The sequence below is a fragment of the Aminobacter sp. Y103A genome (assembly GCF_030294925.1).
GTDB lineage: Bacteria > Pseudomonadota > Alphaproteobacteria > Rhizobiales > Rhizobiaceae > Aminobacter > Aminobacter ciceronei.
The window spans coordinates 4,445,179-4,457,550 of record NZ_AP017986.1 but is presented as its reverse complement, the minus strand read 5'-3'; the positions used below and the strand labels follow the sequence as shown (position 1 = coordinate 4,457,550).

12 protein-coding genes are annotated in these 12,372 nt (G+C 63.3%); 4 read left to right on the top strand and 8 right to left on the bottom strand.

The window, feature by feature from the left end:
- Positions 1–83 precede the first annotated feature (83 nt).
- Positions 84–1,082 (top strand): KpsF/GutQ family sugar-phosphate isomerase, encoded by a 999-nt coding sequence (locus Amn_RS21875; RefSeq protein WP_154387494.1) that lies wholly within the window; start codon positions 84–86, stop codon positions 1,080–1,082.
- Between the two features lie 33 nt (positions 1,083–1,115).
- Here Amn_RS21875 and Amn_RS21870 read toward each other — a convergent pair whose 3' ends face one another.
- The 8 genes from Amn_RS21870 to omp10 form a co-directional block, all read right to left on the bottom strand.
- The gene (locus Amn_RS21870; protein WP_154387493.1) at positions 1,116–2,324 is read right to left on the bottom strand and encodes an MFS transporter; all 1,209 of its coding nucleotides are present in this window, start codon (positions 2,322–2,324) and stop codon (positions 1,116–1,118) included.
- Between the two features lie 93 nt (positions 2,325–2,417).
- Positions 2,418–3,023, bottom strand: a complete 606-nt coding sequence (locus Amn_RS21865) for a TetR/AcrR family transcriptional regulator (RefSeq protein WP_154387492.1) — start codon at positions 3,021–3,023, stop codon at positions 2,418–2,420.
- Between the two features lie 121 nt (positions 3,024–3,144).
- Positions 3,145–3,609: an NfeD family protein gene (locus Amn_RS21860; RefSeq protein ID WP_154387491.1), complete on the bottom strand. Its 465-nt coding sequence runs from the start codon at positions 3,607–3,609 to the stop codon at positions 3,145–3,147.
- Positions 3,610–3,645: 36 nt separating this feature from the next.
- Entirely contained in the window at positions 3,646–4,596 is a 951-nt protein-coding gene (locus tag Amn_RS21855) for an SPFH domain-containing protein (protein ID WP_067958370.1), read from the bottom strand.
- Positions 4,597–4,709: 113 nt separating this feature from the next.
- Positions 4,710–5,924 (bottom strand): NAD(P)/FAD-dependent oxidoreductase, encoded by a 1,215-nt coding sequence (locus Amn_RS21850; RefSeq protein WP_286291824.1) that lies wholly within the window; start codon positions 5,922–5,924, stop codon positions 4,710–4,712.
- Positions 5,925–5,989: 65 nt separating this feature from the next.
- Complete coding sequence (gene hemH, locus Amn_RS21845) at positions 5,990–7,054, bottom strand: ferrochelatase (protein WP_154387489.1); 1,065 nt, start codon at positions 7,052–7,054, stop codon at positions 5,990–5,992.
- A 221-nt stretch (positions 7,055–7,275) separates the two neighbouring features.
- Positions 7,276–9,240 (bottom strand): 5'-nucleotidase C-terminal domain-containing protein, encoded by a 1,965-nt coding sequence (locus Amn_RS21840; RefSeq protein WP_286291822.1) that lies wholly within the window; start codon positions 9,238–9,240, stop codon positions 7,276–7,278.
- A 213-nt stretch (positions 9,241–9,453) separates the two neighbouring features.
- Positions 9,454–9,843, bottom strand: coding sequence for an outer membrane lipoprotein Omp10 (gene omp10 / locus Amn_RS21835; RefSeq protein WP_286291820.1), 390 nt, complete (start codon positions 9,841–9,843; stop codon positions 9,454–9,456).
- A gap of 258 nt (positions 9,844–10,101) precedes the next feature.
- Between omp10 and Amn_RS21830 the strand changes: the two genes are divergently transcribed.
- Genes Amn_RS21830 through Amn_RS21820 form a run of 3 tightly spaced genes read left to right on the top strand, consistent with a single transcriptional unit; the run spans position 10,102 to position 12,366 of the window.
- Positions 10,102–11,538: a PTS galactitol transporter subunit IIC gene (locus Amn_RS21830; protein WP_286291818.1), complete on the top strand. Its 1,437-nt coding sequence runs from the start codon at positions 10,102–10,104 to the stop codon at positions 11,536–11,538.
- 57 nt (positions 11,539–11,595) lie between these two features.
- Positions 11,596–12,057, top strand: coding sequence for a PTS sugar transporter subunit IIA (locus Amn_RS21825; RefSeq protein ID WP_154387488.1), 462 nt, complete (start codon positions 11,596–11,598; stop codon positions 12,055–12,057).
- 21 nt (positions 12,058–12,078) lie between these two features.
- Positions 12,079–12,366, top strand: coding sequence for a PTS sugar transporter subunit IIB (locus tag Amn_RS21820; protein WP_067958390.1), 288 nt, complete (start codon positions 12,079–12,081; stop codon positions 12,364–12,366).
- The last annotated feature ends 6 nt before the right edge of the window (positions 12,367–12,372 follow it).

The window sequence follows — 12,372 nt, the reverse complement described above, 5'->3', positions numbered from 1 at the left end:
AGCGTTTCCCGCACGCCCTGAGAGGCCTCGTTTTGGGCGGATAATCATGGACAGCCGCACGCCGACGCGCTAACGCATGCGCCATGCACGCTGGATCGCTGAAAAAAGAGCCGGACGGGCAGGCGTCGATCGCCTCCGCGCTCCGCACCGTCACCATCGAGCAGGCCGGCATCGCCGCGCTTGTCGCAGCGCTTGAAGGCCCGCTCGCCGAGCCATTCGCCAGGGCTGTCTCGATCCTGGGCCAGCTCAGCGGCCGGGCGATCATCACCGGCGTCGGCAAAAGTGGGCATATCGGCTCCAAGCTGGCGGCGACCTTGGCCTCCACCGGGACTCCGGCCTATTTCGTCCATCCTTCGGAAGCCATTCACGGCGATCTCGGCATGATCACCAGGGAAGACGCGATCGTCGCACTCTCCTGGTCGGGTGAAACAGCAGAGCTCAAGGGTATCGTTGCCTATTCGAGGCGCTTTTCGATCCCGCTGATTGCGCTGACGGCCGGCGATACGTCCGCCTTGGCGCGTCAGGCCGACGTCGTCCTGTCATTGCCCCGGGCGCCGGAAGCCTGTCCGCACGGTCTTGCGCCGACGACGTCGACGCTGCTGCAACTCGTCGTCGGCGACGCGCTGGCCGTAGCTTTGCTCGAGGCGCGCGGCTTCACTGCCGATCATTTCCGCACCTTCCATCCCGGCGGCCAGCTCGGCGCGAGCCTGATGCCGGTCGGCGACCTGATGCACAAGGGCGAGGAAATGCCGATCGTCGCCGTCGGCACCAAGATGCCGGAGGCAGTAAAGACACTGTCCAAGAAGCGTTTCGGTTGCGTCGTTGTCGTCGACGAGCAGGGCCGGCTGGCCGGCATCGTCACCGACGGTGACCTGGCGCGCAATCTCGATCGAAATCTCGCCGAGACCAATGTCGAGGACATCATGACCCGACAGCCCAAGACGGTACCGCCGCAGATGCTGGCGGGCACTGCGACGGCAATGCTCAACGAGCACAACATCAGCGCCATCCCGGTGGTCGAAGGCGACAAGCCTGTCGGCATCATCCACTTCCACGATCTGCTCCGGGTTGGCGCCGCCTGACCGGCGCCCTGCTGCCAACTGCCTGACGGCCCCCTACTCAGCTTCGTCCGGACCGAGGGCGAGCGCGCCGATGACCGCGCAGGCGGCAAGCATGGCCGCGCATGCCGATAGAACAGCTGTCGGGCCGAACAGATCCAGCGCGGCACCGACAACGAGAGCGGCAAGCGGGGCCGTGACGAGGATCATTCCGATCGATGCGCCGATGACATGGGCGCGCAGGTTCTTCGGCGCACTGGTCTGCAACAGGGTGGTGAAAACAGGCGAGAGCGGGCCGGCGGCGATGCCGAGAACTGCACCTGATGCAATCAGCGTGGGCACCGCGCGGTCGATCACGAGCATGATGACGCCGGCGGCCAGGCCGACGAAGGCGGCAACGAAGACACTGCGCAAGGCGGGCCGACCGCCGATTACGGCCATTGCAAGGTTGACCGCTATCGCACCGGCCGCGGCGGCGGTGAGATAGAGTCCCAATGTCGAAGCCGACTGCCCTTCGGCGCGCAGAATTGCCGGCAGGGCAACATTTTCGAGTGCGACGAAGGTGCCGGTGCCAAGGCTTGCCAGCAGCAGGGCCGTCCGCAGGCGGACCGATCCGAAGATGATGCGCATCGCGCCAGCCAGTTCAGTGGACGCGGTTGAGGACATCTGCCGCAGGCGGAACTGGGGCAGGCTGAGCGCGGTCATCAATGCGGTCACGATGTTGAGTGCGGCGATGATCCACAACAGCGTAGAGGTCTCGACGATCGCCACCAGCAAGGCAGCGATCGCCGGCCCGACGATGGCAGCGCCGTTGTCGACAAGGTCGTCGATGGCATTGGCGCGCAGCAGCGGCATGCGCGCCAGACGCGCGATTTCGGGAACGCGGGATTCGATCGCGACGCTGCCGGGGCCGTCGAATATGGCGCCGAGCAAGGCAAGCGCGACGAGTGCACCGATGGTCAGCATGCCGAAGCCGTAGAGCAGGGCGGCGGCAATCGACGCTGCGCAGCCGAGCCCGACAGCGATCATGGCGGTCTGGCGGATGCCGAGTCTTTCGGCGACAGGGCCGCCAAACGCACTGCCGAGAATAGCCGGAGCGAGTGTCACGAAGGCGACGATGCCCATCCAACTGGCGCTGCCGGTGAGGTCGTAGACCAGCCAGGGATAGACGATGGCGGTGATTGCATTGCCCAGGCTGAAGAAGATACTGGCCAGCTGCAGCCCGGCAAACGGGGCGCGTGTCCTGGCAAGGCGCAAGGTGTTCATGACAGTTTCGCTGCGAGCCGCAGCATCCTTTGCTGGTTCTGGTTTCCAGGATTTCCGGGGCAAGCCTTGCCGGCCTGTGCCCGTCTGTCTCGCCTATGTCGTTGCTCCCGGCCTGAGAAAGCGGGTCAACAGCAGATGCAATGTTTTCTTTTGCTCGAGCGGCTTGAAGCCGGGGTCGACGGCGACGCGGCCGAACACGCCGTCGATGAGCGCGGAGATCCATTGGGCGCCGTCGGCAGGATCGAGCCCCGGCCCGATCTCGCCGCGCGCGGCGGCATCGCGCAGGATCAGGGCGAGTGCTGTGCGCATTTCGGCGTCATGGGCCGTGACGAGGGCTGCGATCTGCTGGTCGCGCATCGCCTCCGCCGCGATTTCGAGTGCGAGGCTCGAATAGGCCGGGTCGGCGGCCAGTTCGAGCACGACGTCCATGAATTTGAGGATCTCGCCGAACAGGTCCTGGCTGTTGTCGATCTGTGCGAAATAGGCCGCCGTCTCGCGGCGATCCTGCTCGACGATTGCCGCGATGATTGCGTGCTTGGTCGGATAGTAATGGAACAGGTTGCCGGGGCTCATGCCTGCTTCGGCGCAGATTTCCGCGGTCGAGGTGCCGTGAAAACCTTTCCGGGTAAAACAGGTGATCGCCGCAGTCAGGATCTGCTGCTTTTTTGCCTCGAACTTTTCTGGGTCGACCTTGCGCATCCGCGCTCTCATTTATTATTAGATTGATCAATCTAATAATTGAGCGTGGTCATGTGGTCAAGTCAAAGGGATGCTCCAGGGGGCGGGCGAGGTGCCGCTCAAGCGATCAGGAGAGCTTGCCTCAGACCGGCTCCACCACCAGTTCCAGATCGGTGTCGGCAGCGCCTATGACACGCACCTGCGCGCCGACGGGCAAATCGGGGCCGGAGACCCGCCAAGTCGTGTCGCCGAGCTTGATGCGGCCCCGGCCTTCCCTGATCGGTTCGGCCAGCGTTGCCGTGCGGCCGATCATCTGGGCGCCACGATTGTTCAGAAGGGGCTGGTCGGATGCCTGTTCGCGGTCGCGAACGAGCTTCTTGCCGACATAGGCGGAGGCAAGCGAGAGCACCAGGAAAATCAGGACCTGCACCTGCCAGGTCCAGAACGCCGCGTCCCAGAGCAGCAGCGACGCCGAGCCGACGATCAGCGCGGCGATGCCGATCCACAGCAGGAATACGCCCGGCGCAAAGATTTCCAGACACAGCAGGATGAAGCCGAGCAGCATCCAGTTCCAGGGACCGAGTTCGGCAACGATGCTGGCGATCATGTGCGGTTCCTCAATTCACCTCGTCCGGTCAGAGGCTCAGCCCTGTTCGGGCGGAATCCTCGGCGGACGGGAGGCCTGGCGCTGCCCGCCTGCCGTGCCGCCGTCGCGGAAGACTTCCTTGGCGATCTCACCGATACCGCCAAGTGTGCCGATCAGCGACGACGCCTCCATCGGCATCAGGACAAGCTTGCTGTTGTTGGCTGTTCCAACCTTGGCCAGCGCCTCGGTGTACTTCAGCGCGACGAAGTAGTTGATCGCCTGGACGTCGCCCTTGGCGATGGCTTCCGAAACCACCTGGGTAGCGCGTGCCTCGGCCTCGGCGGAGCGTTCACGCGCCTCGGCGTCGCGGAAGGCGGCTTCCTTGCGGCCCTCTGCTTCCAGAACCTGCGCCTGCTTCATGCCCTCGGCTTCGAGAATCTGGGCGCGCTTGTTGCGTTCGGCCATCATCTGGCGACCCATCGATTCGATCAGATTCGCCGGCGGATTGATGTCCTTGATCTCGACGCGGGTGATCTTGATGCCCCAGGGGTGTGCCGCTTCGTCGACGACGCGCAGCAGGCGCTCGTTGATGGCGTCGCGGTTCGACAGCAGCTCGTCGAGATCCATCGAACCCATCACGGTGCGGATGTTGGTCATGGTCAGGTTGAGAATGGCGTTCTGCAGGCCGGCGACCTGATAGGCCGCCTGCGGCGCGTTCAACACCTGATAAAAAGCAACGCCGTCGACGGCGACCATCGCATTGTCCTTGGTGATGATCTCTTGCGTCGGCACGTCGAGCACCTGCTCCATCATGTTCATCTTGGCGCCGATGCGGTCGATGAAGGGGATGATCAGGTTGAGGCCGGGCGTCAGCGTCCGGGTGTAACGACCGAAACGCTCGACAGTGTAGTTGTAACCTTGGGGAATCGTCTTGATGCCGGCGAACAGCACCAGGAGCACGAGAACGACAAGTACCGGGATGACGATATCGAAGCCGCTGAAGCCCATGCGAAACTCCCCCGCAAGTTGAGTGCGCGATTCACAAGTCGCGCCACATGCGTTGAAGACTTAAGGGCGTTTCAGCGGCGATACAACACAGCAAGCCGGAAATGTCGTCCGGCTTAGCGTGGGAAGTCGAACAGGTCGGCGTCGGCATCCCGGTGGCCGGAAATGCCGGCGCTGACGATCTCCGCCGCGATGCGTGAATAGGTGATGCCGTTGCCGCCATAACCCATGGTTGCATGGATGCGCGGGTGGCCGGGGATGGTGCCGATACAGGGCAGGCCGGTCGGCGTGGTCCCGAACGAACCGGCCCAGGCGAATGCCGGTTTGGCATCGAGTCGCGGGAAAAGCCGCTTCAGCTTCGCCGAAATGCGATCCGATTTTTCGGCGATCAGCGCGTCGCGCCGAACCTCATCGGCGAAATCCTCGTCCTCGCCGCCACAGATCACCCGACCGTCCGTCGTCGCGCGCAAGTAAAGATAGGGGTCGGAGGCCTCCCAGATCAGATGCCTGCCCGGCCAAAGCGCCTGCCTTTGTGGTTTTGTTGCGATCGCCCAGGTCGAGATGATCTTGTGGTCGGTGGCGGGTATCAGGTTGGCGACGAGTTCGTAGCCGGTCGCCAGCACGACATGGCCGGCCGTAATCGTCGGGCCTTCCGCCGTCACCACCACCGCCTCTTCGCGTCCGGTCTGGATGGAGACAGCCTCGACGGGGGCGTAGAAGCGTGCCTTGCACTCCAGCGCCCTGTGCAACAGCCCGGCGGTCAGCTTTCTCGGGTCGAGTGCCAGATTGTCGTGGCTCAGGATGGCGCCCTGGCGTCGGATGCCGCACTGGTCTTGCAGTTCGGATGCGGCAAGATAGGTGGCGTGAATGCCGGCAAGGCGCCGGGCTTCTGCCTCGTCGCGCAATGCCGGCGCATCCAGAACATCGCCGGCAAGATAGAGCGAAGACCTGGTTTCCATGTTGCAACGGATGCCAAGTTCGCCGACGCGCGTCCTGAGGTTCAACACCGCAAGACGCGAACGTCGCCAGGCACGTTCGGCCTGTTCACGGCCGATGCTGCGGGCGAGTTTCGACAGCGGTTGATCGATCTCGAACTGGACGAGCGCGGTGGTCGCGGCAGTCGAGCCGAGGAGTGGTCCGCGCCTGTCGATGCAGACGACAGCATGGCCAGCATCGGTCAGGGCTTCGGCGATCAATGCGCCGCTGATGCCCATGCCGACGATGGCTACGTCGGTCCTGATGTCGCGGGTGAGCCGGCCTGTCGGAACGGACGGTGCGCGGTAGGCGTACCAGACGGGCCGTCCGGTCCTGAGGTCGAGCTTGCGGGTCATAGACGGGCGGATCTCCCTGGCCCGTGGTCAACGCCGCGCGCCGGTGGAGGTTCCGCCGCCGGCGGTTAGACCCAGCCCATGAGCTCGCGACGCGTGATCGTCTCGATCACCGCCATGCCTTCCGGGCTGTCGTTGAGGCAAGGGATGTGGGAAAAATTCTTGCCGCCGGCGTGGTGGAAGATCTCGGCGTTTTCGCCGGCGATCTCCTCCAGCGTCTCGATGCAGTCGGACGAGAAGCCGGGGTTGACGATGGCGATCGACTTGACGCCCTCCTTGGCCAGCCGCTCGACGGTCTTGTCGGTGTAAGGCTGCAGCCATTCCTGCGCACCGAAGCGCGACTGGAAGGTGGTCATCAGCTTCTTGTCGCTCATCGCCAGGCGCTCGCGCAGCAGCCGCGTCGTCTTCACGCAATGGCAGTGATAGGGGTCGCCCCTCTCGAAATAGGGCTTCGGGATGCCGTGATAGGAGGCGAGGATGACCTCCGGTTCGAAGTCGAGCTTGGCCAGGTGCTGCTCGATCGAGCGGGCCAGCGCTTCGATATAGACCGGCTCGTCATAATAGGCGGGAACCGTGCGGATCGACGGCATGGCGCGGATCTTCATCAGCGCGCGGAACAGCTGGTCGCTGGCGGTCGCCGTCGTCGTTGCCGAAAACTGCGGATAGAGCGGGAACATGACGATGCGGTCACAACCCTGAGCGATCAGCTTCTTGACGACGCTCTCGGTCGACGGGTTGCCATAGCGCATGGCCCAGTCGACAACGACGTCAGGCAGGTCGCTGAGCGCTTCTGCCAGCTTCTCGCCCTGGGCGCGGGTGTAGGTGCGCAACGGCGACTCATCGCGATCGGTGTTCCAGATCTTCTTGTAGTTCTCGCCCGACTTCTTCGGCCGTGTGTTGAGAACGATGCCGTAGAGGATGGGATACCAAAGCACCCTGGGCATCTCGATGACGCGCGGGTCGGACAGGAATTCGCGGAGATAGCGCCACATCGACTTCTTGTCGGTGCCGTCGGGCGTGCCGAGATTGACCAGGAGAACGCCGACCTTGCCCTTGCGCACCGCCGGATGACCGTTTGGAAACGCCCCCAGTGCCTTGGCCGATGTCTCGTCGATTGTGGTCGTCAGGTTCATTCGGTGTCTCCGTTAGGCGGGATACCTAATTGAATGGGGTGGGCATTCAATGTCGCGTCTGGCCGCACCCTGCAAGGGAATAGGGCAACAGGGCAGCTGGGGAGTAGGGTTTTGTCGCCCCAGTACCTTATTGCGTACTGCCCTATTGCCCGATTCTCCTGCCCGGAATGTAAAAACCCGCCCGGCATGCCGGGCGGGTTTGCTCAGGCAAGTAGCCCTGTTCAGTTTGCCGACGGGATCGAAAGCGTTCCGCCGATATGCAGGTCCTCGGCCTTGGCGTCCGGGTTGGCCGCGGCAATCGCCTGCCACTTGGTCGCGTCACCGAGATAGGTTTTGGCCAGATCCCAGAAGGTGTCGCCGCGGGCAATGGTGTGCGACTTGCCGGCGGCAGCCGGTGACGCCGCAGCGGGTGCAGTTGCCTCGGCAGGCTTGGCTGGCTCGACTGTCGGCGGTGTGCCGGCGATCTCGCCCGAGGCGCTCGGCAGCGCAGGCGTTGCCGGTGCGGCTTCGGTCGTTGCCGCGGGGGCGGCTTCAGCCGGCTTTGCCGGCTCGGCAGCAGGCGCTGCGGCAACGGTCGCGGCGATCTCGGTGATGCGGCCGTCGAGCTTCGGCGTGAACGGACGGTTCTTGCCGAGATAGTCGGCAACGACCTGTTCGAGGCTCGGACCATAGTCGTAGGCATTGGTGGCGTTCGCGGCGAACAGCTTGTAGCCGTCGCCACCCTGGCGGACGTAGTTGTTGGTCGCGACAGTGTAGACCTTGGCTTCGTCGATCGGCTTCCAGGCGCCGCCGTCCATCACCTCGACCGACTTAATGCGGCCGGCGTTGGCGGCGACCGACTTGTCGAAGGAATATTTCAGGCCCGCGACCTGCGGGAACTTGCCCTTGCCTTCCTCGATCTCGCTGACGCCTGCTTCAAGCGAGGCGACGATGTCCTTGCCGGAGAGCTGGAAGGTGGCGAGCGTGTTCTGGAACGGCAGGACGGTGAGCACTTCGCCCATTGTCACTACGCCCTTGTCGATCGAGGCGCGGATGCCGCCGCCGTTCTGGAAGACGATGGTGACGCCCTGGTCCTTGACCCGGTCGAGGATGGCGTCGGCGATCAGGTTGCCCATCGCGCATTCGCGGGCGCGGCAATTGTCGCGGCTGCCGTCGATCAGGTCGGTGCTCTCGGCGACTTCCTTGTTCTTCAGCTCCTCGATCGGCGCGCCGAGTTCCTTGATGCGGGCAAGAACCGCCTCGTCCGGCTTGACCGAATTGTCGAGATAGATCGGGTCGCCCTTGGCTTCCTTGACCACGCCGTTGTCGTCGAAGGTGACGGTGAACTCGCCGAGATACTTGGAGTAGGACGCGGCCTGGGTGACCGGAACCTTGTAGCCCTCGGGGTTGTCGATCATCGTCGGGTAGGGGCCCTCGGCCTTGGCGTCGGTGTTCGACAACAGAGAATGCGAGTGGCCGCCGACGACAACGTCGACGCCGGGGATCTTGGCAATCAGTTCCTTGTCGCGGGGATAGCCGACATGGGTCAGCGCGATGATCTTGTTGACGCCCTCGGCTTTCAGCTTCTCGACTTCGGCGGTGATCGTCTTGATGTCGTCCTCGATGGCGATGTTCGGGCCGGGCGAGGCGACTTCCGGGGTGTCGGTGGTGACGGCGCCGATGATGCCTATCTTCTGGCCGCCGACTTCGAGCACCAGTGACGGCTTGATGCGGTCGCCGACCTTGGACTGGGCATTCGGGTGGACGTTGGCCGAGAGAACCGGGAACTGGATCTTCTCGAGGAAAGGCACCAGTGCTTCTTCGCCGTCGTCGAACTCGTGGTTGCCCACGGTCATGGCGTCGAATTTCATCTGGTTGAGGAATTCGGCTTCAACCGCACCCTTGTAGGTGGTGTAGAACAAAGAGCCCTGAAAGTTGTCACCGCCATTGAGCAAGAGAACGTTCTGGCCTTCGAGCTTCTTGCGCTGTTCGGCAATCGCCGTGACCAGGCGCGCGGCACCGCCGATGCACTCGCCTTTGCCCTCTTCTTCGGCGGAGCAGGTCGATTCAAACTTGTTGTTGCTCTCAATGCGGCTGTGCCAGTCATTGATATGCATGATGGTCAACGTATAGTCGGCGAATGACGGCGCGGCGGAATAGCCGAATGCCGAGGCCGACAAAGCCGCAATGGCAGCCAATCTCTTCATGATGAAATCTCCCGAATGACCCCCGCGAGACGTTTAGCGTCTTCGCTTGACCGGAATGTTACACATTCCTTGGCGCCATGTTCACATTCCGAATTTTCGGATGCAAGGGAGAATCGGAAACGAAAAGCCGGCTTACTTGCCGGTCATGGCTTCAGGCAGCGCCGGAAGCCTGAAAGGAGATGCCGTGCCCGCCGAAGCGGGCCCGGAATGCCGTCAGGCGGTACGCCGGGTCAGGGTGAATTGCTGGCCGGCCGAGCTGGTGCAGTTGAGCTGGTTGGCCGAGATCAGCAGGCAGTTGAAGCTGATCGGCGACTGGCGGATCAGCGACGTGCCGTTGATCTGGACCGAGTTGGCGCCAGTCAGGATGTAGGTACCATCCGAGAGCTTCTGGCCGGTGTCGGTCGCGACCGTCTGGAACGAGCCGGCGGCAAAGGTGGAGAGCCCAGTGCCCTTGGCGTCGAGCCAGGCACCTTCCACACCCGTCGGCGCTGGCCTCATGCCACCGCCGCCCGAAGATCCGCCGCCGCTGGTCGAGCAGCCGGCAATGGCGGCCGCAAGCAAGGCAAGCACTCCGGCCGAAGCAATTTTGCGCGAAGTCGTCATGAAAGAATCCTCTCCTCAGTCCGCAGCCTTCAATCGCCCGATTTTGCTTTAAAGGCAAGGCTTTGCCGGTCGACATCGTCGGTCGGGCAATTGCGAATTGACCGCGACTGTGGCCGATTTGCCCGCCCGTTGGGCCGTCGGGACCGCATGGGTAGATTGACAGTTTTTGTAAACGATGCAACTTTCGTATACCGTAAAACACAAATGTTCTGGGCAAGGGATGTGCCTGGAGCAACTTAGACGCCTTGGGGAGGCAATATGGATTCGTTTCTGACCGGCCTGAAAGCGGCCGTGGACACGCTTGGAGCAACGGTACTGTTGCCCATCGTCATTTTCATCATCGCTGTGGTTCTCGGCGCCAAGGTGGGCAAGGCGTTCCGCGCCGCCATCACCATCGGTGTCGCCTTCATCGGCATCAACCTGGTGCTCGGGCTGATGCTCGGCTCGATCGGCGACGTCGCCAAGGCGATCGTCACCAACACCGGCATCCAGCGCGACATCGTCGATGTCGGCTGGCCGTCGGCTGCCGCCATTGCCTTCGGCTCGTCGGTCGGCCTGTGGGTCATTCCGATCGGTATTGCCGTCAACATCGCGCTGCTGCTTTTGCGACTGACGCGCACGCTCAACGTCGACGTCTGGAATTTCTGGCACTTTGCCTTCGTCGGTTCGCTGGCCACCGCCGCTACCGGCAGCCTCGGCTACGGCCTGGCGGTCGCAGCGCTCGTCGCAGCGCTTGCGCTGCTGTTCGCCGACTGGTCGGCACGCGCGGTGCAGCAGTTCTACGGCATTCCAGGTGTGTCGGTGCCGCATCTGGCCTCGGCGCAGATCCTGCCCATCGCCATCGTGCTGAACTGGATCATGAACCGCATTCCCGGCATCAACAGGATCAACATCTCGACCGAGACCATCGAGAAGCGCTTCGGCGTCTTCGGCGAGCCGGTCGTGCTCGGCCTGATCATCGGCCTCGTGCTTGGTGTGATCGCCTACTACAACGCCGGCGATTTCGGCACCGTGCTGTCCAAGGTGCTGACGACGGGCATGACGCTGGCTGCTGTGATGCTGCTTCTGCCGCGTATGGTGAAGGTGCTGATGGAAGGCCTGCTGCCAGTTTCGGACGCCGCCCAGGAATTCGTCCGCAAGCGCACCGGTGACCGTGAGCTGCTCGTCGGCCTCGACTCGGCGATCCTGATCGGTCACCCCGCCGCCATCTCGTCGTCGCTGATCCTGGTACCGATCGCCATCGTGCTGTCGGTCATCCTGCCCGGCAACCGCGTCATCCTGTTCGCCGATCTTGCAGTCATTCCGTTCATTGTCGCCATGACCGCGCCGCTGCTCAAGGGCAACGTCTTCCGCATGGTCATCGTCGGCACCGTCACGCTGGCGCTCGGCTTCTATGTTGCAAACGCGCTGGCGCCGCTGTTCACAAGTGCTGCCGTCTCGTCGGGCTTCCAGATGCCGGCCAATGCGGTGCAGATCACCTCTGTCGTCGACGGCTTCCTGTGGATCCCTTACGTGATCATCGAAGCGATCCAGGGCCTCGCCATCGCCGGCCTGGTTCTGCTCGCGGCGGTGATTGCTCTGCTGTTCGTCCTCTACCGCCGCAACAGCGCGGCATGGGAGCGTGCGGCGGGCGCCGAGGATGAAGCCGAGCAGGCAGCCCCTGCCGTCCGCGCCAAGGCTTCGGCACACGCCTGACATCGAAAACCCGGACCGGCGGCGCGTGCCGCCGGTTTCGGACACTGGAGTAGTTGAATGGCGCGAGCCCTGATGAACTTTCTCGATCCCCAAGCCATTGCCCTGGGGGTCGAGGCACAAGACAACGAAGCGGTCATCCGCCTGCTTGCCGGCAAGCTCGAGGCGCTCGGCTATGTCCGGCCGTCCTATGCGGGCGCCGTGGTAAAGCGCGAGGCGACGATGCCGACCGGCCTGCCGCTCGGCTACGCCCTCAATGTCGCCATTCCGCACACCGACCCGGAGCATGTCCTGAAACCGGGTATCGCGCTGGCCGTGCTGCGAAAGCCGGTGGACTTCGCCAACATGGAAGATCCTGACGAGGCGGTGCCTGTCGGCTACGTGTTCCTGCTTGCCATCAACGACAAGGACAAGCAGATAGATATGCTTCAGGAAATCATGGACACCATCCAGAGCGAGGCGGCGCTTGCCAGCCTCAGCAACGCCAGGTCGATCGAAGACATCGGCGCAGTGCTCGGCTAGCCATAGGAAGGGATTTACTCGATGGCCAAACAGAAGACCGTTCTCTTTGCCTGTGGCACCGGCGTCGCCACCTCGACGGCAGTCAACGCTACCGTCACCGAAGCCATGAAATCGCGCGGGCTGATCTTCAACGCCATGCAGTGCAAGGCGACCGAAGTGCCGAGCCTCGCCGACAATGTCGACCTCATCGTGTCGACCACACCCATTTCGGCGTCGGTGACTGTCCCAGTCATCAAGGGGCTCGCCTTCCTGACCGGCATCGGCAAGGACAAGGCGCTCGACGACATCGAGGCCGAGCTGCGCAAGTAGCTCCAC